Here is a 20,766-nt window from a genome sequence, read left to right as displayed (position 1 = left end):
TTTGTTAGCTTTAAAGTTAGCCATATGTTACTTAATTATATCTTTTTAAAGTCCTCATAAAATCTATAAGAAGTCACTATTTAGAAAATAAAATACTATTTTTTTGAATAATTGGTACTATTTACAATGCTTGAATTTGCACTTTTCTGCATGTGTGTAACATCTATATTAGAACTAGATTGATCTGCACTTACATTTTAGTATGATTAAAACAACATTCATAAATACAAAAAGAGAGCCTTTAATATAAAAGGCTCTCTTTTAACTTTATATCTATAGATTCTTATAGAATTTTAAATACTATTATCTTTAATAATTAGAAATTAAAAGAAGAGAACGCTGGATAAGAACCTATTTTATAAGATCCTTAACAAAAAGAGCAGCTCCATTTCTTCTATTTCAATAATATAGTCCATGGTCAGCTTCTTCTTGTATAAGTGTTGCATTTCATTTCACGATCTATCGAATTGAAATTAAGCGTCTTTACGTACGAGCAGCGTCACTGCTTCGACATGGCTCGTCTGTGGGAACATATCGATAGGCTGTACCCACTGAATTTCGTATCCACCATCCAGCAGTACTTTGCAGTCTTTGGCCAGTGTAGACGGATTACACGATACATAGACAAACCGCTTCGGCTTGGTCTTCAACACTGTCTCCAGGAACTGCTGTTCCAGACCGGTACGCGGTGGATCGGCGATGATTACATCAGGGCTCATACCCTTTTTCACCCAGCGCGGCAGTAGTTCTTCGGCTTTGCCGACGTAGAAGCTGGCATTATCGCGGTTGTTGTGATAAGCATTTTTGTTCGCATCATCAACGGCTTCGGCGATCATCTCGATGCCACGCACTTCTCTGGCATACGGTGCGAGCCACAGTCCTATCGTACCGGTACCGCAGTAAGCATCGACTACCAGTTCCTTGCCGGTTAGCCCAGCAGCAGCACGAACCGATTCATACAGCTTGACGGTCTGCTGTGGATTCAGCTGGAAGAACGCTCTTGGTGACAGGGCGAATTCCAGATCACCCAGTGATTCAAGCATGGTATCCTGCCCCCACAGGGTTACCGTATGCTCACCAAAGACAAGCGACGTTTTCTTTGGATTCACATTAATCGCGATACTGGTTACATCCGGTACCGACAGGCGCAGTGCCTGAATCAGCTCGTCCTGGCGAGGCAGCTGACGGCTGGTCGTTACCAGCGTAATCTGCAGATGATTGGATTGGAATCCATAACGAACGACAATTGTACGTACGCCATCCCGTGAACCATTATCCTTGTGAAGCGGAATCTGCAAATCTTCCAATGCAGATTTAACGATCTCGATTGCATTATTAATAGCTGGATGCTGAATCGGACAGCCACTAATATCGACGATATCATGACTGTTAATCTCATACAGACCAGCGATTACATTCTGATCCTGATCGCGTCCCAGCTGCGGCTGGGCTTTGTTACGGTAAGCCCATGGATGCTCCATACCGAGCATAGACTTGATTTTCACCTTTTCCAGACCGGCATAGCGGCTGAAAGCTTCATGGACAATATCTGTTTTGGCCTGCAGCTGTCCTTCGTAGGAGATATGCTGGATCTGGCAGCCGCCGCAAATATGGAACACCGGACATGGTGGCTCTACACGCTGCGGAGATCTTTTCTCAATCTCGGTAATAGTTGCTTTGATGAATTTGGGCTGGGTCTCGGTTACCTGTGCCTTAACTACTTCATTAGGCAGTGCTCCATCAACAAAGACTGCTTTACGGCGATAATAGCCTACACCTTCACCGTTGATTCCGAGTCGTTTGATCGTTACGATAATGCTGTCCCCATTACGCAATTCTTCTGCATTATCCCGACTTGTCGTTTTGACAGGTGCATTATTCTGCTTTTTAACATACGGCGGCTTTGAGCTGTTATTACCTTTGAAGCTGGATGATGTGCTACCTGTACGCGATGCAGTCGACGAGCCAAATCCGCCTTGTTTGCCGTTCTGACGGGAATTGGGCTTGCTGTCGATTGGCAAGGATGGCGAGCTTGGTCTGGATGAACGGGTATTGGCAGAGTTTGCCGGGGAGGATGGACGGTCCGAACGATGTTTTGGTGCCTCCGGGCGTGAAGACCTGGATGGCTTTTGGGAAGAAAAGTTCCCCTTCTGGGAACGCGGTTTTTCAGTCATGTTGTGAATTTCTCCGTTTCATTGATTTATGGTCGTGTCCCATCTTACCACAAACCAGAGCTCCGGTTAACTATTATTCGGGGAATTATGCAGGTTATCTCCATTTCACCCTCTATGGATAGACATAATTCCCAGAATTCAGCTGTTTTAAAGTTTATAGTTTGAACAACGAATCTTCGTACTCTTTATACCGGTAACCAAATGGCAAATATAATATAAATACAACCAGATAGATCGCCAGTACCAGTATGGCTATACCAATCGATACATCCATACTGGGTAAAAGGATAATGAGCACAAGCTGCAAAATGGCAAGGACAAGCGCTGATTTGGTAAGCGAATTGGCTGTCGGATATAAGGTGGTCTGACAGTTCGGACAATAGGTAAAACGCTTGGTCTTGGCTGCAGCATGATAAGCCTCTCTCCACGTGAATCGATGCTGGCAGTTAGGGCAAGTCGGTAGTTTCATATTGAGATCATCTCCTGTTGGTAAAATATTAGGCAGGATGAAGGGTAACAAATAGAACGTCTACATTCTGTAAAACTATGTAGCTGTGTAAAACTATAAGGAACCAAGCTCCGTCTTTTTTATGAGTTTATTTATATTACCTTATTTTCATTACTAGTAAGAAGCTCCGGTTTTTTTCCATTTTGGGATTACAGTTATTTGTCCGGCTTATACGTGCTGATATAAGGCATAAGCAGTAGATAGACAGTAAAATAAACACCTGCAAACCATATGATCCTTCCCAGCGGCTGTCCTGCCCCGCTCATCCCAAACATAATAAGCAGTGGAAGAGTCGAACCCAGAATTGCATTTACAATAATTGTAGCCCATGTAAAGTATATTTCGCTTTTACAACGGGGGCAGAATGCATTAGACCCTGTAAATGTCATTTTAAATGCTTCTTTCCATGAGCAGGAATGACCACATTTCGGACATACCGGTAGACGCAGCAAGGAAATAACCTCCTTTATATCTTTTTATTCCTCTATGTATATGTAATATATCCTGGATTTATTGGATCTTTCTGTGGAACTTTATCTTTGGCCTTATTGACCAATCAAAGTAACCCATCTCATATAATAATAGTAGCAAGTAATCAAAAACAGTCCTGTACCATGATAACGTCTGCCGATCTCGGCAGACGTTATCATGGTACAGGACTGTTTATTAATGCCTGTATTTGCGACTAGACTGTACCGCAATTATTATAGCTCTTGAAATGCACGATCTGATTATTTGGTATATTCACTGATCCATTCGGTTTTCTCGGCGAATGGTGTACGTTTGCTTGTCAGATCGGTGCGTTCAGGCACTCCCAGATAGATAAAGCCCAGCATTTTGCCCTTCTCGCTCAAGCCGAATGCTTTGTTCATCTCGGCATGGTAACACGGCTCGCCGCTTCTCCATACTGCACCCAGTCCTAGCTCGTGAATCTCCAGCAGCATGTTCTGAATCGCTGCAAAAACAGCTCCGTATTCTTCCAGCTCGATCACTTTGGAATTATCAACCGGCTCTACCGCTACAGCGATAATTACCGGAGCACGTTCTACTTTGTCACGGGCAGAAGCTGCTTTGGCTTCGTCTGCTCCTTCAGCACGTGCTACATTAACGAGCGCATCGCCCAGTTTGTAACGGCCATCCCCTTCAAGCACAAAGAACTTCCATGGCTCGGTCAGACGGTGATTGGGTGCCCAGATGCCTGCTTCCAGAATTTGTTCGATCTGTTCACGTGCGATAGGATCAGGTTTGACTTTACCGACTGAACGGCGGTTGCGGATACTTTCAGATATAGACATGAGTGTTCCTCCCTGATAATCGTTCTCAATAGACTGCTTGTTTATTGTACACTAATCTGTGGGAAATCTCTAATTTTAACTAACAGAATCCTGCAAATCCCCTGACCCGCCCTCATCAACCGGATAACCAGCACGTGGTAGTAAAGTGTATGTGTAAGGTGTACACATGTAACGGTACAAGGCATATTGGTGATATGAGGATTCGAACCTCACAGGGTGGCCCCTCACCCCTACCACTTCCAACTTAACCAGTTGGCGGCTTGTGCTCACTTTATACGGCAATTACCTGCTTGCAGGAATCCTGTTTTTATTTTGTAGGAAATGTCTTTACTGAGCCTGGTCTACTCTACGACAACCAATCAGTCCAATAATGAGGTAAGCCAGTTCAGTTCCTGAATGCGTGTATCCAGTTCACGGTGGGTTTTGGCGAGCTGATCTGCTTCACGCTGCAGTTCGGCTACATTTACAGTAGATATAAAACGAACCTCCGTACGTGTAAACCGATCCTGCCGTATACTCGCCGACTGGGCTAGATCAGCCAGTGCTTTGCGGCGCATGGACAATATATCACGGTCTACCAGCGCATCCGCGAGTGTGCGTGTATCGTCCAGCATGACCGTATTATTGGTCCGGTTAATCTGCTGAATCAGGAGTCCCAACTGGCCCAATAGCTGATCCATTTCTTTTAATAAATCTGCAGGCTGTTCGGAAGGTTGTTCCCCTTCCTGTATTTTGGAGTTGTTATCCAGGCGGTATTTGACCTGTTCAAAACGTTTTTGCAAATCAGAACGCAAAATCAGTGCTTCTGCCAGCTTCATAACGTCACCTCATTGTATGTATGGTATAGGAGAGAATAATCTGCCTCTAAAACGATCGTGTTCATTGTTTTATTCTATATCTGGTCCAGCTATATAAAGCCATTCCACTTCATAATTCGGCATTCGAATCATTCTATAGTATTATAAAAGTAAATCAAGCCCTATTGCAAACAGACGACATTGATCCGAGCATCTCTGCTTCGTCTACGAAATAATGACTGACTCTATTATTCAGGAGGCTTATTATGGCACAGGAAATCGAACGTAAATATCTGCTCACCGGCTATCCGGACAATCTCCATATTACACGTACCCAAGAGATCGACCAGACGTATCTTGCTTCTACGGAAAGTGAGTCCTTGCGTGTACGCCGACTGCTGAGTAATGGCGAAGAGACATTTACCATGACTCACAAAGCCGGACGCGGCATCTCGCGCGACGAGACAGAATTCCAGATTGGCAAGGAGATGTATGAGCAGTTGACGGAACGTCTGCAGGTCACTCCGCTCAAGAAAACACGTCATAAAGTGCTGATGGACGGTCGTACCTATGATATGGATATCTACCATAATACGGTTCAGCAAGGATTGATAACGATCGAGATCGAATTCGACAGCGAAGATGAATTCCATGCGTATCAGGCGCCAGATTGGTTTGGTGAAGATGTAACCGAGCAGGAGCAATATCTAAACAGCCAGCTCTGGCAGGATATACAGTCTCGTTAAGCTGTCCGATTAGAATGGCTGCTGTCCTCGAAAAGGAGCAAACCGCTCGATCTTCGCTCCCCGGGTAATCAAAAAATCGATAGCCTGACTCCGTTCGTCAAAAGAAACCGATTGTTCGATCGCTTCATCTTCATATAGATGCATTCGGTCAACGGCAATCATGAAAAAATAAGCAACATATATATCGCCTCTTTTTTGTAAAGCATATTGAATCAGATTAGCGGGTTCACCGGTTGGATTTTTATCTGTTGGTGAACCCGCAATAATTTCTTCGTATCCCCTCATTTTACCTTTTTCGATCGCCTCCATAATTTTCTGTACTGCTACGGAATCCATTTGTAGTCCCTCCTTTTTTTATTTTCATTCCACAATGAATGCCTGACAATAGCTGTATGATGTTTCGCTTTATCCAAAACAGATCGTCCTTATTTTCTACTTCTGCTTCCCTCCCTGCGTTTATCGGATGTATGTAGTCAATGCTTCCTGCTCAACAAAGCTTACTGTCGCCATACTTGTGCCCTGGTGATTCGATGCTAACGGCACCATACTAAGCAGACAAGCTTTGATTGGACTGGTTTATATTTTGCATTCTGCATTAAACAGGAGGTTTATCATGTCGAAAACGAATATTAAGGTGCAACTACAACCAACAATTGATCTTACTGGTTATATCGAAGGGTATACAATACAGTCTGTTCGACTTGGTCCGGATCAGCGTATATTTGTATTGCTGATCGACCGGATCCCCGACAGAATCAAGGGTATGTTTGTACAAGCTTCTCTAAATGCACCACGAACATACAAAATACTGATTATAGACGAAGGACAAATTCATGAAGTCGTACTAACCAATCAGTCATTTCATTACCATGAAGTACAGCCTTTACAGGATCAATTGCTGCTTGTTGGTGCACGCTGCCATTATTATGGTCATAACCGCTATGATCTAAATGCCCGAGTCTGTGATAGATATGGTCATGTTCTCCATGACTTCCTACTTGGTGATGGTATCGAGCATGTACAGGCGACTTCTGAAGGTACAATTTGGACTGGTTATTTTGATGAAGGTATTTTTGGCAATTACGGCTGGAATCCACCAGTTGGTCAGGCAGGCCTGCTCGCCTGGGATGCACAGGGAAACCGGTTATATACCAATGATCAGGCGGATATTATGGATTGTTACGCACTAAATGTTGTTAGTAATGAAGACATTTGGTTTTATTATTATACAGACTTTATGCTGGGTCATATTACAGGTGGTACAGCAAATCCACAGCTGGAATGGATCAATCCACAGATTTCCGGCTCTTCAGGTTTTTGTACAGATGGCTATCATTTTCTGTTCCGAGGCGGTTACAACGACAGCAACCAGCTTTTCTTCAAGAAACGCGAACAACCAGGTCGCCTCACAGGCAAAACAGCCATACAATTGCAGGGAGCAAATCATCAATTGCTTGATCTGGCTTACAGCGATTTCCGTCGTGATCAGATACTGATATATTCAGACAATATGCTATATACAGCAGCTATACAGGATATAGTACAAGTAATCTAGCACTATCACTGTCATTGACATTAGCCAAGCACTCTACTGATTGATGCATTGCTGCCACATCTTCACCTGCAGAATATAGATTAGACCTCAATACGTCATAATACGAACTTAATCTGTCAGTATCTGCTGCAGACGCTGAATTTCTTCGAGTATGGCTTCGGATTCGGTAAATGGACATTCACCGGTAAAATACCAGTCACCCAGCCAAAACAAAATTTCATAAACGCCGTTGTAATATTCATCAGTATATGGATTACCACTTCGAAAGCTTGGATGAGAAGACCAACTTTGGATAAATTGAATCAGCTGCCACATCTCTCCTGCTGTCTTACGATCCAAGCTATCCGCTCCTGTCGTAGAATAAATATAGGAATACAGGGTAGTCAACAAGGTTAATGCATGACCTGGCTCCCAGCGCAGATCCACACGCAGCTTCAGGATAAAGGAATCCGATTCTCCTTCTAGTTCCTGTTTAAGGGATATCGGCGGATTATTGGCAATATTGTTTACCTGGTCTTGCTTATTGGAATCCGGGAAAGAACTATTATTTTCATTTTTGTCAGGCAGAAATGAAGCCATTTTATCTCTCCTGTCTATGTATGATTTTGGTAGATAAGCTGAATCGAATGATCAGCACATCCAGTGCTATCGCTATCAGGATACCGGCTGTATATCGCAGCAGATCTGCGACCAGAAATCCTTTTCCGAGAATCAATGCTCCCAGTGTTGTATGACGGATAGAGTTGATCCACTCAGCCTGATATAACTGGCTGAATTCAATAAGATAACTGAATAATAACGAACCTATAGCTGCGGATACACAAGATCGTGGCCAGCTCAGCAATCGTAATCCCCAGTAAATCATCGCTGCCCACAGCGCGTCACCCGCATGAACAGCCAGCCAGTTCGGCAGCATAGCTGCATAACGCCGCGACGCTAGACCCAGCAGCATCGTTAGTATACCTGTTAAGAGATACAAGATACGCCTGTCATGACGTACGACAAAAGTAGGATGGTTTTCGGATTGACGGGAGTTGTGTTTTCCAATCATCGTAATGATCGCTCCTTGGCTTCGGAACACAATACATATAGGTTCCGTTTCTTCTTCCCATTATAACGATTTGTATGATGCAATTCGAAATTAATAGGCCAAAATCGAAATTACTTATTTGAATTTTTCATGTATTAATTTTTTATATCTTATAAATAAACACTACTTAAATTGTAAAAACGAATCAAAAAAAGACAGGAAGATGATTCTTCTCTGCCTTTTTTTTGTGATGGTACTTTCTATTGTAGCTTCTGCACACTTCTTACAGCCTATTTAGGATACGTTCTGCTTTATATAATCTGCTGAACTGCTCTCTTTTGATGTTAAACAGATGTCGAACTTCCTATTTGGGCTTAGATTGCAAATATCTGATCAATCCGCTTGATCTGTTCTTCGGATAGATGAATATCCAGCGTTTTCAGGTTGTCTTCCAGCTGCTGCGGATTCTTGGTACCCGGGATGACTACATCAATACAGCCGCGTGTAAGATACCATGCGAGCGCTACGTTGGCAACTGCAGAACTCACTTCTTCCGCAATACTGCGCAGCTGGTCGATTTTATCCAGATTCTGTTCATAATTGCCGTCCTGGAACAGCGGCTTTTTCTTCTGACTATCGCTTAATGGTGTGTCTTTGGTATATTTACCGCCCAGCAATCCAGAAGCCAGTGGGAAATAAGGAATAAAGGAGATTTTATTTTCCAGCAGATAAGGGAAAAATTCCTGCTCTACTTCACGTTCCAGTAGATTGTAATTGGATTGCAGTACATCTACGTCGCCATGTCGGTTCGCTTCTTGGAGCTGTTCCAGTGAGAAGTTGGATACACCGATCGCGCGGATCTTGCCTTCATCTTTAAGTTTCTTCAGTTCACCAACCGCTTCATCCTTGGGGGTATCCTTATCCGGGAAATGGATATAGTACAGATCAATATAATCCGTCTGCAGCCGTTTGAGGCTATCTTCTACCGATTGCCGCAGGAAAGCTGGCGAATTATCGAATACTGTTTTTTCTCCCTGAATACGATGAGCACCTTTGGTAGCAATAACGACATTTTCGCGCTGACCAGTCTCTTGCAATACTTCGCCGATCAGTTCTTCCGATCGTTCCGGTCCATAAATATAGGCAGTATCCAGAAAGTCGATACCAAGCTCTAATGCACGTCTTACAATATCTTTGCCTTCCTCATCTTTCAGGTTCGGAAACAGATTATGTCCTCCGACTTTGTTGGTACCGAGTCCAATTGGAGTTACCATTAGTTCGGTTGTACCGATTCGTGTCTGCTGTCTCATTTGTTGATCTGCTCCTTTCGTCATTAGAGGCTTACTTCTCTCTTGATCATGATCTGCTGCAGCGATGCCTATGTATGACGATCGCCTGATTTTACAAGCGGCAATAACCATATGTCATTTACGAGAAGCATATCCTTTGTATACCCTTCTCACTTTTTATCTAATCTTTACTATATAGAAGAAAAAAGACTCTGCAGCGTATGCAGAATCTTTTTCTTCTCTTATTATTTATGCTGAGTATGGAGATACATTCTATTATTTAATAGCAGCCTCTGGTGCTGCTTTTACACGCTTTTTGCCAAAGCTGCGAATTTTCTCTTCTACCTGTTCCAGTGTAAGACCACGGGTTTCCGGCAAGAATTTGGCAGCAAAAGCAATAGCCAGAATTCCCAGCACTACGAAAATGTAGAACGTAGCGGACAAACCGAATGCTCCGGATAACACCGGGAATAGCAGTCCTACAGCAAAGTTAACCATCCAGCTGCAGAATACACTTACTCCCATACCGAATCCGCGTAATTTGAGCGGGAATACTTCGGATAGCATCAGCCAGGTAACAGGTGATACCGCACCCTGCTGGAATGCCAAGAATGTCACGGTCAATCCCAAAATCACATAAGGCAGAGCAGCCGTACCTATTAACATATTCGAGAGAATTGCGATCAGCAGCAGCGCACTGGTCGTACCGGCAAGACCGGTGATCAGCATCGGACGACGTCCTACTTTACCTACTACCCACATGCCGAAGAAAGTAGCTGCTACAGAAATTACACCATTCGCGATATTACCAATCAATGCAGCATTGGTACCAAAGCCAGACTGCTTGAGAATCTCGGTACCATAGTACATAATCGAGTTCACTCCGGTAATCTGTTGAACGACACCGATACCAATACCGATCAGTACAATACGGCGAATCCACGGAATCGCCATGTCTTTAAAGCCGGCTCTTTCCGTTTCTTCTTCCACTTCTGTATTAGCTGTAATCTCTTTGATCTCACGAATCGCTTGTTTCTCGCTGCGCATTCTTTTGAGAATACGAAATGCGCGTTTATTTTCATCCTGGGTGACGAGCCAGCGAGGACTTTCTGGTACACGGAACATACCGATAAACAGGAAGATCGCAGGAATAGAAGCAATAGACAGCATATAACGCCAGATATGGGTATTATCACCCATCGTGGTACCCAGAATAGCGTTAAAAATAAAAGCAAGCAGCTGACCGCTGACAATCATCAGCTCGTTACGCGTAACAATACCGCCGCGCTGATTGGCTGGTGAGATCTCGGCCAAATAAGAAGGCACGGTAACCGAAGCGCCGCCGACAGCAAGTCCCAGAATAAAGCGACAAGCGACCATTACAGGTACACTCGGGGATAATGCTGCTCCAATAGTAGCAAAGAAAAACAGTACGGCCAGATATTTAATACTGCGGCGACGTCCAATCGCATCGGACAGTCGTCCACCCAGTACAGCACCAAAAGCTGCACCAAGCAGCAATGAGCTGGTAACCAGTCCCTGTGTAAAAGAAGTCAGATTAAGCTGGTCCGGTGCAGACATAAACGGCAGCGCGCCATTGATCACTCCGGTATCATAACCAAACAATAATCCACCCAATGTGGAAATAAGAACGATCTTGCGAAGGAATGCCTTTTGACTTGCGGCATCGTTATTCCCTTGTTGCATAGTACCCCACTCCTTTTTATTTCCCGTACGCTATGTAGAAGGAGTCTGGCTGTGCGGCTGCAAAATATAATGCTGTTGTAGGCCGATACGATCCGTTCATGAACAAGCTGTTCTTTTGCAACTGGTCCATGACTCTTCTGTTCTGTACGCCGGATGATGATCCGTTTCTGTATAATTATGTTGTACTTCCGTAAATTCAATATACCCATCCTTTTTAAAGTTTAATCTTCCTTGCTGTCTTGCTTGGATACGTAATTATGTGTATATATAGCAAAAAGCCAGTCGCGTCCAAGGTTAGACGGCAACTGGCCTCATATTTATTATTTTTCTTTTGTGATCTCGATCAGCCGATAAATAATAGCAAAACATCAAACTGAATTACACTCTAAATCGTCCCATGACGATAGTATTATAATAATTTCCGTCTGCCAGCAGACGATCGCGTTTCAATACGCCTTCAATTTCAAATCCGGCCTTTTTGTATAATTCAATCGCATTCACGTTGGTTTCCAATACATTCAGCGTCATCTTCTGGATACCTGTTGCATCGGACCAGGAAATGGATTGTTCGAGCAGATGCTTGCCGATACCATGTCCCCAGTAATCTCGCAGTACACCTACACCGAACTCAACCTTATGTGCCAGTCGACTTAATGGACTACCTTCACATCTGGAGAATCCTACAATTTGATTGGCTGTCTCTGCTACCAAAAACAGATTGGTCTCCTTCTCGGAGTCGTTGCGAATCAATTGTTCAAATGCTTCTGGTTCGAGAAAAGCCTCTCCTCTTCTGCGATCCAGATTTTCGGTTTCTCCATCGATCTGAAGTCGTACTTCTGACATTGTAGCGGCATCTTCAGGTTTTGCAGAGCGAATAATATAGTCCAGTCCTTTGATATGATAAGCACGTTCTTCAATGATCATTATGTACTCCTCCTCGTATAATATACTTTTATTTACATTATACCTGTTTTCTATAGTTTAACGAAATATAGATGCTCTTTTGCTATCTTACTGATTATTTACATCTGTCTGTTTACTTTGTCTGCAATCGTGGGTAGAGTATTATAGGAATTGATTGCAACTACACGCTATGCCAGCAAGCCATCCTCCCCTCCCTCCGTAAGTCTTATGAACTTGATCTTTACAGAAAGGAATGAATAAATGAAACTCCTCATCATACTAATTCTGCTAATAATATGCATCAGTGTCATTGGAATTGATATCAATCTGCGTCGCAAACTAAAAAAAGACGATGAAATTTTGCATAAACTTGACTTATTGATTCAAAAAAAGGAACAGTAATACATAATTTCTTTGCAGAATTTATCCATACTTCGATGTAAAGAAATATAATTTTAAAATTTTAAGTTTCTTCTTACACCCGTATTGGTATCGCTTACATTATATCATTTATACAATTTCATTTTTGCATTGTTTTTAGGGTTTCGCTATAATGAAGACCGCTACTGCCCCTAACAGGTGCATTGCAATGTATTTGTACGCTAGATCGACTTGATATTGTAGAACTTTTGAGAATGAATCAGATCAATAACACACACTGGAATTTTGTGATTTTTAAAGACTGTTTAACTAACTCGCAAATTAAAATACCCTCTGCGAGCACATCAAAGATGGGAGTTGTTAATGAATTTATGAAAAAAGCATCAAGTGTATTTTATATATCAGCAGCTATTCTGCTGATGCTGGTTGTGATAGGAGTGATCGCTCCCAAAGCATTTGAGACTGCTACCGGTAATACCGAATCCTTTATCACGGATACCTTTGGCTGGTATTACCTGATTATTGTGACGGCCTTCGTCGCTATCTGTATTTATCTGCTGGTTAGCCCAGCAGGTAAAATCAAGCTGGGCAAGCCGGATGATCAACCGGAATTTTCCCGGCCAACCTGGGTCGCTATGCTGTTCAGTGCCGGGGTGGGAATCGGACTGGTATTCTATGGAACCGCCGAGCCAATCAGTCACTTTGCTCTCAGTTCACCCACCGGAGAGACCGGAAGTGATCAGGCTGTACGTGATGCCATGCAGTATACTTTTTTCCACTGGGGTATTCACGCCTGGGCAGTTTATGGTCTGGTTGGTTTGTGCCTTGCCTACTTTATGTTCCGACGCGGTGAGACCGGACTGATCAGCTCCACATTGAAGCCCGTTATTGGTCGTCATGCATCAGGCCCTCTTGGCAAAGCTATTGATGTAATTGCTGTACTTGCTACCGTTATGGGAGTCGCTACTTCTCTTGGTTTTGGCGCTGTGCAGATTAATGGCGGATTATCCTATCTGTTCGGTATTCCCTCGAATATGGTTAGTCAATTCATTATCATTCTGGCGGTTACCGTACTGTTTATGATTTCAGCATTAAGCGGACTGGATAAAGGAATCAAAATTCTCAGCAATGCCAATATGCTGCTCGCCGCTGTTGTATTTTTGATTGTATTTATATTCGGACCTACGTTATTTACATTGAATCTATTCACCGATACACTGGGCAAATATTTGCAAAACTTTGTGAACATGAGTTTCCGTCTGGCTCCATTAAATTCGGATAATCGTCATTGGATCAACGTATGGACTATCTTTTACTGGGCCTGGTGGATTGCCTGGTCTCCATTTGTAGGGATATTTATTGCCCGCGTATCCAAAGGACGTACGATTCGTGAATTTGTTACTTATGTACTGCTGGCACCATCGCTGATCAGCTTCCTCTGGTTCTCTGTATTTGGCGGTTCTGCTATCTCGATCGAGCGCAGCGGCACCAAGATTATCTCAGCACTGGCTACTCAGGAATCCTTGTTTGGAATGCTCTCAACGTTTCCCTGGGGTACAGCGATTTCGGTTGTAGCAATCGGCCTGATTGCCATTTTCTTTATTACCTCAGCCGATTCAGGTACATTTGTACTTGCTATGATGACAACCAACGGTGATCAGAACCCGAATAATACTTTGAAAATAGTATGGGGGTTGCTGCTTACAGCTATTGCGTTGGTGTTACTGTATTCCGGTGGTCTGCAGGCTCTTCAAAATACGATGATTATTGCTGCCCTTCCCTTCTCTGTGGTCATTATACTAATGGCTGTGAGCCTGTTAAAAGTATTGAATGCTGATGCTAGAGAGCTATCTCGTACCAAACGTACACAGCCTCCTGCTCAAGAGAAAAAACATGAAAACTAATCGATATGACCTCCATTCCATTTTAATCGTTTGAAGCTAAAAAGGTACCCTTAGAGGGTACCTTTTTTGTTGTATTTCTTTTGGCAGTATGCTGTTTAGGTTTTTTTTTCATATACCAAATTCAAGCCAGCACAAAGAAAAAGCCTTGCCACATTGGCTAGGCTTTTTCTGTAAATATACTTAATTGTAGGTATTAACCTTCAATCAGCAGGGTTTCCGGATCTTCCAGCAATTCTTTTACTTTGACCAGGAAGCTTACTGCTTCGCTACCATCGATAATACGATGATCGTAGGAAAGGGCGATATACATCATCGGACGGTTTTCCATACGTTCTGCATCGATTGCCACTGGACGCAGCTGGATTTTGTGCATGCCCAGGATACCTACCTGTGGAGCATTCAGGATTGGTGTCGACAGCAGGGAACCAAATACGCCGCCATTCGTGATAGTGAATGTACCGCCCTGCAGTTCAGCCAGGGACAGTGTATTGCTGCGTGCTTTGGATGCCAGGCTGGCAATTTCTTTCTCGATACCGGCAAAGCCCAGACGATCGGCATCGCGTACTACCGGTACAACCAGACCTTCTTTGGCAGATACGGCAATACCGATATCATAGTAATGCTTCATGATAACATCGTCGCCATCAATCTCCGCATTGACCATTGGATACGTTTTGAGAGCACCTACAACCGCTTTGGTAAAGAAGGACATAAAGCCGAGTCCTACATCATGCTTCTCTTTGAATTTGTCTTTGCGACGTTTGCGTACATCCAGAATCGCTGTCATATCCACTTCGTTGAAAGTGGTCAGCATCGCTGCATTGTGCTGTGCTTCTACCAGACGATTGGCGATTGTACGACGGCGACGGGACATAGGTACACGATCAGCCGGTTTTAACGGATTGCTTTCTGGAGCAGATTTGGCTGCTGGCGCAGAAGAGCCTCCTGTTTTGGTCGGTGCAGCACCCAGGTTGGTTGGCTTGTCTTCATGCTTGCGCACGTCGTCATGCTTCACGCGACCCATAGGATCATTGCCCTGTACACTATTCAGATCAATCCCACGCTCACGAGCCAGTTTGCGTGCAGCCGGTGTAGCGATTGTATCGCCATTATCAGGCTTGCTTGCTGCTACCGCAGCTGCCAGGTCCGTTTTGGATTCACGAGCCTGTTCATTCGCTTGTGCAGGCTGGGATGAAGGAGCAGTCTCTTGAGCAGGTGGCGCTTCTGGAGTTGCCTCTACGCTTGGCTGTACTTTGGCACCGCCTCCTGCACTGATCACACCAACTGATTCGCCGACCTGAACGGTCTCGCCTTCCTGTTTGGTAATGGATTCGATGACTCCATCCTCTTCAGCGCTGATTTCCAGATTGACCTTATCGGTTTCCAGTTCCAGCAGAACATCACCCTGACTAACAGTATCTCCTTCTTTGACTACCCATTTCGATACGGTTCCTTCAGTAATAGACTCGCCCATTTCAGGTACTTTAATTTCGCTCACAGCTGGTTACCTCCCCAGGGATATGTTTTTCAACGAATTTGGTTTGAGTGCTGATGTTAGTATGCGCTGTTGTTCGATAGCGTGAACATGCTGATAACCACTTGCCGGGCTGGAACGTTCCGGACGACCGATATAACTCACGTGGCTGCCAGCAGGCGCCACTTCACGGAGTCTGGAATCCATATATGTCCAGTAACCCATATTTTTCGGCTCTTCCTGTACCCAGATGACTTCCTGCAGGTTGGTAAAACCGGATAGGATTTTGGAAATTTCTTCTTTCGGGAATGGATAGAGCTGCTCGACACGGATAATATGCAGCCAGGAGAAGTCGGTATCCTTCTCTTTGTCCAGTGCTTCTTCCAGGTCAACTGCTACTTTACCCGTACACAGAATAACACGCTCTACTGCTTCTTTTTTGTCACCCAGACCCTGCTGTTCAACGACCAGTTTGAAGCTTCCTTCGCTCAGCTCTGTCGCTGCAGAAGCTACACGAGGGTTACGAATCAGACTCTTCGGCGCCATCACAACGAGCGGACGAGCTTCTTCGGTCTCAGTGCTGAGTGCCTGACGACGCAATAGATGGAAATACTGCGAAGCGGATGTCAGATTGGCTACAGTGAAGTTATTTTCGCCTGCCAGCTGCAGGAAACGCTCCGGACGTGCACTGGAGTGTTCTGGTCCCATACCTTCATAACCATGCGGCAGCAGCATCATCAGACTGGACTTTTGTGTCCATTTGCTGCGTCCGGCAGAGATAAACTGGTCGATCAGTACCTGTCCGGCATTCACAAAGTCACCGTATTGGGCTTCCCAGATTACCAGTGTCTCCGGTGCATGTACATTGTAACCATATTCGAAGCCGATTACAGCTGCTTCGGATAATGGACTGTTATGCACAGCAAAGGATGCTTTGGCTTCCGGCAGGCGATGCAGCGGACAGAACTCTTCACCGGTCTTGGCATCATGCAGCACCAGGTTACGATGAGCAAAAGTCGCACGTTCCGCATCCTGTCCGGTAATCCGGATTGGCTTGCCTTCCGCAAGAATGGTAGCGAACGCCAATGTCTCGGCATGACCCCAGTCCACTTTGCCATCCGGAGCAAGTGCATTGGTACGACGCTCCAGAATACGCTGCAGCTTCGGATACACGCTAAAGTTCTCCGGCCATGTCAGCAGGCCCTGATTGATCTTCATGAGCAGATCAGCTGGTACCGCTGTCTGGGTAGACGCTTTGGCAGCACCTTCGCCAGCAGGATTCATTGGACCAAATGCTTGCTGACTGTCATCGTTTTTCACTTCTTCATAGATAGCTTTCAGGCTATCCTGTACTTCATTTTTATATTTTTCATACTGTTGACTGTCTGCTACTCCGCGCTCTGCCAGCTTTTTGCCGTAGAGGGATGCGACACGCGTATGATTTTTGACTTTGCCATACATCAGCGGTTGAGTCGTTTCCGGGTCATCCGCTTCATTATGTCCGTATCTGCGATAACCGATCAGATCAATCAGGAAATCCTTTTTGAACAGATTACGATATTGCATCGCCATTTCTGCTGCACGCAGACAAGCTTCCGGATCATCCGCATTCACATGCACTACCGGGATCTCATAGCCTTTGGCTAGGTCACTCGCATAATGTGTGGAGCGGGAGTCTTTGCTGTCTGTGGTGAAGCCCAGACGGTTATTGACAATAATATGGATTGTGCCGCCATTCTGGAAGCCAGGCAGCTGGTTGAAGTTTAGCGTCTCCGCTACAATACCTTCACCGGCAAATGCAGCATCGCCGTGCATAATGATCGCTGCCGCCTTATCCTTGTCTTGACGCGGGTATCCTTTTTCACTGCGGTCATCCTGTGCTGCACGTGTGAAGCCTTCAACTACAGGATTGACATATTCCAGGTGACTCGGGTTATTCGCCAGCGTCAGGCGAGTCTCAAAGCTCTGCCCTTCCTCGGTCATCGAATAACGAGCACCCAGATGGTATTTAACGTCGCCGGTCCAGCCAAAGTTAATGCCCATGGAACCTTCCGACGGCATCATATCTTTATTCGGTGAATGCTGGAACTCGGAGAAAATTTTGCCATAAGGCTTGTTCAGTACGTGTGCCAGTACATTCAGACGGCCACGGTGAGCCATACCCATCAGTACGTGCCTTGCACCGCCGCGTGCAGCAATGCGTATAATCGTATCCAGCATTGGTACGAGTGCATCGTTACCTTCGATTGAGAAACGTTTCTGTCCTACGAATGTCTTGTGCAGGAACTCCTCGAACTGTTCTACTTCTACGAGGCGATGGAGCAATTCCAGTTTCTCTTCATCACTCAGTGCCTGGGAAGAAGAGTTGGTCTCTACCTGGCGATTCAGCCAGTTGCGCTCTTTCTCGTCATGTACATGGGAGAATTCGTAAGCGATTGGACCCGTATACTTTTTACGCAGGATCTGAATGGCTTCCCATCCATCACGAGCTTCTTCCGGTGCATTTTCCCAGATGAGAGATGCAGGAAGCTGAGCCAGATCACGTTGTCCTAATCCATACTCCTGCGGATCAAGCAGACGTACATCTGACGGAGTACTCAGTCCAAGCGGGTCGATATCTGCTGCCAAATGTCCGTATGTACGGATATTCCAAACTAATCGTTCCGCTGCAACCGCTTTCTTTAGTAAATTAGTGTCTACTTTGCCCGGGGTACTAGTACCATTGTCTGCTGCCTGGCCAGAAGCTGCGGCAGGCGCTACAGGTTCCCCGTGTTGTTCGAATAATGCGCGGTATCCCTCATCAACCGAATTAGGATCTTGTTTGTACTTTTCATACTGCTCCTGTACGTACCCCAGATTGGGCCCGTAATAGGATTGCCATAATGATGGTCTGTTCGATTCGTCGATTGTCATCGAGGATTCCCTCCGTCTTGAATTTTTTGTGAATATTTTTGTGACGGAATTGCAACACTTTCAATTATACCTCTATCTGATTAATCACAAAATAGTCTAAAATGGGACTATCAGGGAGGATAAGCGATGCTGAGTTAAGAAAACGTTTTCTTTGTCATGTGTAAAGAATAATTCAGGTTTTTTAGCCTGATTAAAGCCGAATATGACTACTAATCAAAAAAATGCGATTTTAGCAAATCGTCTAGCAAGAGTTTGTCCATGACATTGAGCATCATTTGAAGTAATACTTAGCTGTTCATGCCCCCTTATTCGAACTGTGATCCGCTTTACAATTCCCATTCTACAATAGTCAGGTATAGATTTCCAATTTTAATTTTTATCTATTTTGTCCAAATCTAACCAGCCAAACGATCCGATGATTATTTACAATATTGTATTGCTTTTGACTGTTTTGTGTCAGGTACGAAGAATTTGTGTCTTTTGCTTGTTGGAACTGTCATAAATACAAAAATCGTGTTCCTTTTGCAGCCAGGTTTACAATGAAGAAAATATCATTCAAAATGATCAATCTATAGTAGTTATGAATTGATCTAAAGGAGAATAACTATGACGAATGATTGTCAGTACATATTGGATTATCTAGATTGTGAATATGAATTATTTGAAAATACCAACGATGGAGCATTTATTGTGGAAGCCTATGAACGGATGAGTAAACAGGGTAAGCAGGACGGATTTATTCCTCTTATTATTGTAGTCAGTAATGTTCTGGCAGAAATGATTGAATATGTTCTCGAAGAAATCGAAGATGAGCCTTCACCTGATCGTATCCATTATTTTCGTCAACAGGTAATCAAGGATGCTATGCAGATCCATGTTCCTCAATTACTTGAACAGCGCTGGAAAGACAGCATTGCAGACGAAGATGAGTTTGATGATGAATATTCTGATTTATATGGAGATTTCATTCCTGCAGTAGCAGAGCATGAGCTGTATAGTTATCTGAATGGAACAGTACCGTATTCCGAGATTATTATCGCGCGTATTCCGACTATGGCAGCCTGGGAGCTGGCGGCCTGGGTACCTATGGGAGGATTTAATGATTGTCCACCTCCTGAAGAACAGGTAGCGGTGTTCAAATACTGGTATGACCATTATGGAGCTATACCTGCTATTGTTTCTCATGATACCTGGGAATTGAAGCTGACTCGTCCACCTGCAGATAACCACGTGGCTGAATTGCTGGCAAGAGAACATTTTGCCTTTTGCAGCGATCGTGTCTATCAGGCAGAGGAGTCTACAGCTACTATCCGCAGTCTAGCAAGTCATTTGAAGCATTCAACAACCTGGTATTTTTGGTGGGATTAATAAATGTCGTTTCTGCACGATACACTCGCTTAGCTGGATACAACAGAGAGTGATCCAGCTAAGCAATTATCATGTACACTACAAGCAAATTAATATGTTCAGACCTGCTGCTGTACTCTGCGCTCTTTTAGCAGCATATCCACATGCGGGATACCGTCTTCCAAATAAGAATCGGAGATCGGCTTAAATCCATATGCACCGTAAAAGCGGCATAGATACTCCTGCGCCTGGATTTTAATTTCCATTTCATGCAGTTCCTGCTGGATAAAGTCTACGGCACGTGTGAACAGCTCACCGGCATACCCTTTACCCCGGTGAATAGAAGGCACGATGACCCGGCCAATCGAAGCCTGCGCATAGGCTATTCCTGGCGGCAGCAGACGTGCATAGGCTGCAATCTGCTCATTCTCCAACTTGAACAGATGGTAGCAGTCTACATCCCTGCCATCCACTTCAGGATAAGGACAATTTTGTTCGACCACAAAAATATCGGTACGCTCTTTTAGAATCTGATATAACTCTTTTGTATTCAGCTCATTAAAATGCTTGATATGCCAGGTCATGATTCCTTCTCCTTTAGGACTTCTGTATTTGGATTTTGTAATAATTTTAATATTATAAATTGAAAACCGATTTTGTTTAATAGCTCATCAGAATTTTGTACAAATGAACCGGATCAATCCACTTCATTCAGCCTCAGAACCAGACCAATAAAGCTGCAG

18 protein-coding genes are annotated in these 20,766 nt (G+C 44.3%); 4 read left to right on the top strand and 14 right to left on the bottom strand.

Translation table 11 applies throughout. From position 1 onward, the window contains the following. Positions 1-473 precede the first annotated feature (473 nt). The 5 genes from rlmD to H065_RS0120660 form a co-directional block, all read right to left on the bottom strand. The gene (gene rlmD, locus H065_RS0120680; protein WP_017814997.1) at positions 474-2,174 is read right to left on the bottom strand and encodes a 23S rRNA (uracil(1939)-C(5))-methyltransferase RlmD; all 1,701 of its coding nucleotides are present in this window, start codon (positions 2,172-2,174) and stop codon (positions 474-476) included. A 154-nt stretch (positions 2,175-2,328) separates the two neighbouring features. After that, positions 2,329-2,643, bottom strand: coding sequence for a TIGR04104 family putative zinc finger protein (locus tag H065_RS0120675; RefSeq protein ID WP_017814996.1), 315 nt, complete (start codon positions 2,641-2,643; stop codon positions 2,329-2,331). Between the two features lie 194 nt (positions 2,644-2,837). Next, on the bottom strand, positions 2,838-3,134 hold the full coding sequence (locus H065_RS28600) for a TIGR04104 family putative zinc finger protein (RefSeq protein ID WP_017814995.1): 297 nt from the start codon (positions 3,132-3,134) through the stop codon (positions 2,838-2,840). 279 nt (positions 3,135-3,413) lie between these two features. Further along, on the bottom strand, positions 3,414-3,977 hold the full coding sequence (locus H065_RS0120665; RefSeq protein WP_017814994.1) for a nitroreductase family protein: 564 nt from the start codon (positions 3,975-3,977) through the stop codon (positions 3,414-3,416). Between the two features lie 359 nt (positions 3,978-4,336). Next, on the bottom strand, positions 4,337-4,795 hold the full coding sequence (locus tag H065_RS0120660) for a DIP1984 family protein (protein WP_017814993.1): 459 nt from the start codon (positions 4,793-4,795) through the stop codon (positions 4,337-4,339). 245 nt (positions 4,796-5,040) lie between these two features. Between H065_RS0120660 and H065_RS0120655 the strand changes: the two genes are divergently transcribed. After that, positions 5,041-5,520: a CYTH domain-containing protein gene (locus tag H065_RS0120655; protein ID WP_017814992.1), complete on the top strand. Its 480-nt coding sequence runs from the start codon at positions 5,041-5,043 to the stop codon at positions 5,518-5,520. Positions 5,521-5,529: 9 nt separating this feature from the next. Here the strand turns inward: H065_RS0120655 and H065_RS26495 are convergent, their stop codons facing one another. Next, entirely contained in the window at positions 5,530-5,856 is a 327-nt protein-coding gene (locus H065_RS26495) for a hypothetical protein (protein ID WP_017814991.1), read from the bottom strand. A 277-nt stretch (positions 5,857-6,133) separates the two neighbouring features. Here H065_RS26495 and H065_RS0120645 point away from each other — a divergent pair, with 277 nt between their 5' ends. Beyond that, positions 6,134-7,075 carry a hypothetical protein gene (locus H065_RS0120645; RefSeq protein ID WP_017814990.1) on the top strand — a complete coding sequence of 314 codons (942 nt, stop codon included), beginning with the start codon at positions 6,134-6,136 and terminating at the stop codon, positions 7,073-7,075. Between the two features lie 108 nt (positions 7,076-7,183). Here the strand turns inward: H065_RS0120645 and H065_RS0120640 are convergent, their stop codons facing one another. From H065_RS0120640 to H065_RS0120620, 5 genes are all read right to left on the bottom strand, one after another. Beyond that, on the bottom strand, positions 7,184-7,654 hold the full coding sequence (locus H065_RS0120640; RefSeq protein ID WP_017814989.1) for a hypothetical protein: 471 nt from the start codon (positions 7,652-7,654) through the stop codon (positions 7,184-7,186). A gap of 1 nt (position 7,655) precedes the next feature. Continuing rightward, positions 7,656-8,126 carry a ribosomal maturation YjgA family protein gene (locus H065_RS0120635; protein ID WP_017814988.1) on the bottom strand — a complete coding sequence of 157 codons (471 nt, stop codon included), beginning with the start codon at positions 8,124-8,126 and terminating at the stop codon, positions 7,656-7,658. Between the two features lie 353 nt (positions 8,127-8,479). Next, a complete protein-coding gene (locus H065_RS0120630) occupies positions 8,480-9,415 on the bottom strand; it encodes an aldo/keto reductase (protein ID WP_017814987.1) in 936 nt (311 codons plus the stop codon). A 255-nt stretch (positions 9,416-9,670) separates the two neighbouring features. Then, positions 9,671-11,101, bottom strand: coding sequence for a sugar porter family MFS transporter (locus H065_RS0120625; protein WP_017814986.1), 1,431 nt, complete (start codon positions 11,099-11,101; stop codon positions 9,671-9,673). A gap of 378 nt (positions 11,102-11,479) precedes the next feature. Then, positions 11,480-12,025, bottom strand: a complete 546-nt coding sequence (locus tag H065_RS0120620; protein WP_017814985.1) for a GNAT family N-acetyltransferase — start codon at positions 12,023-12,025, stop codon at positions 11,480-11,482. A gap of 731 nt (positions 12,026-12,756) precedes the next feature. On the opposite strand from H065_RS0120620, the gene H065_RS0120610 reads away from it, so the two are divergent. Further along, positions 12,757-14,289 carry a glycine betaine uptake BCCT transporter gene (locus H065_RS0120610; RefSeq protein ID WP_017814983.1) on the top strand — a complete coding sequence of 511 codons (1,533 nt, stop codon included), beginning with the start codon at positions 12,757-12,759 and terminating at the stop codon, positions 14,287-14,289. Positions 14,290-14,482: 193 nt separating this feature from the next. On the opposite strand, the gene odhB is transcribed toward H065_RS0120610, so the two are convergent. Then, on the bottom strand, positions 14,483-15,787 hold the full coding sequence (gene odhB / locus H065_RS0120605; protein WP_017814982.1) for a 2-oxoglutarate dehydrogenase complex dihydrolipoyllysine-residue succinyltransferase: 1,305 nt from the start codon (positions 15,785-15,787) through the stop codon (positions 14,483-14,485). A gap of 6 nt (positions 15,788-15,793) precedes the next feature. Beyond that, positions 15,794-18,676, bottom strand: coding sequence for a 2-oxoglutarate dehydrogenase E1 component (locus tag H065_RS0120600; RefSeq protein ID WP_017814981.1), 2,883 nt, complete (start codon positions 18,674-18,676; stop codon positions 15,794-15,796). A 606-nt stretch (positions 18,677-19,282) separates the two neighbouring features. Here H065_RS0120600 and H065_RS0120595 point away from each other — a divergent pair. Then, positions 19,283-20,044 carry a DUF4253 domain-containing protein gene (locus tag H065_RS0120595; RefSeq protein WP_017814980.1) on the top strand — a complete coding sequence of 254 codons (762 nt, stop codon included), beginning with the start codon at positions 19,283-19,285 and terminating at the stop codon, positions 20,042-20,044. 98 nt (positions 20,045-20,142) lie between these two features. Here H065_RS0120595 and H065_RS0120590 read toward each other — a convergent pair whose 3' ends face one another. Next, positions 20,143-20,607 (bottom strand): GNAT family N-acetyltransferase, encoded by a 465-nt coding sequence (locus H065_RS0120590; RefSeq protein ID WP_017814979.1) that lies wholly within the window; start codon positions 20,605-20,607, stop codon positions 20,143-20,145. Positions 20,608-20,766: the final 159 nt, after the last annotated feature.

The organism is Paenibacillus shenyangensis, from assembly GCF_000346635.1.
Taxonomy (GTDB): domain Bacteria; phylum Bacillota; class Bacilli; order Paenibacillales; family Paenibacillaceae; genus Saccharibacillus; species Saccharibacillus dauci.
Note: the sequence above shows the minus strand (reverse complement) of the source record. Positions and strands in the feature narration are given on the sequence as shown.

Coding starts and splice junctions, on each gene's coding strand:
- H065_RS26495 (WP_017814991.1), bottom strand. CDS start 5,856: ATGGATTCCGTAGCAGTACAGAAAATTATGGAGGCGATCGAAAAAGGT.
- H065_RS0120655 (WP_017814992.1), top strand. CDS start 5,041: ATGGCACAGGAAATCGAACGTAAATATCTGCTCACCGGCTATCCGGAC.
- H065_RS0120645 (WP_017814990.1), top strand. CDS start 6,134: ATGTCGAAAACGAATATTAAGGTGCAACTACAACCAACAATTGATCTT.
- H065_RS0120665 (WP_017814994.1), bottom strand. CDS start 3,977: ATGTCTATATCTGAAAGTATCCGCAACCGCCGTTCAGTCGGTAAAGTC.
- H065_RS0120660 (WP_017814993.1), bottom strand. CDS start 4,795: ATGAAGCTGGCAGAAGCACTGATTTTGCGTTCTGATTTGCAAAAACGT.
- H065_RS0120625 (WP_017814986.1), bottom strand. CDS start 11,101: ATGCAACAAGGGAATAACGATGCCGCAAGTCAAAAGGCATTCCTTCGC.
- H065_RS0120675 (WP_017814996.1), bottom strand. CDS start 2,643: ATGAAACTACCGACTTGCCCTAACTGCCAGCATCGATTCACGTGGAGA.
- H065_RS0120595 (WP_017814980.1), top strand. CDS start 19,283: ATGACGAATGATTGTCAGTACATATTGGATTATCTAGATTGTGAATAT.
- H065_RS0120640 (WP_017814989.1), bottom strand. CDS start 7,654: ATGGCTTCATTTCTGCCTGACAAAAATGAAAATAATAGTTCTTTCCCG.
- H065_RS0120610 (WP_017814983.1), top strand. CDS start 12,757: ATGAAAAAAGCATCAAGTGTATTTTATATATCAGCAGCTATTCTGCTG.
- H065_RS0120620 (WP_017814985.1), bottom strand. CDS start 12,025: ATGATCATTGAAGAACGTGCTTATCATATCAAAGGACTGGACTATATT.
- H065_RS0120600 (WP_017814981.1), bottom strand. CDS start 18,676: ATGACAATCGACGAATCGAACAGACCATCATTATGGCAATCCTATTAC.
- H065_RS0120630 (WP_017814987.1), bottom strand. CDS start 9,415: ATGAGACAGCAGACACGAATCGGTACAACCGAACTAATGGTAACTCCA.
- H065_RS0120590 (WP_017814979.1), bottom strand. CDS start 20,607: ATGACCTGGCATATCAAGCATTTTAATGAGCTGAATACAAAAGAGTTA.
- rlmD (WP_017814997.1), bottom strand. CDS start 2,174: ATGACTGAAAAACCGCGTTCCCAGAAGGGGAACTTTTCTTCCCAAAAG.
- H065_RS0120635 (WP_017814988.1), bottom strand. CDS start 8,126: ATGATTGGAAAACACAACTCCCGTCAATCCGAAAACCATCCTACTTTT.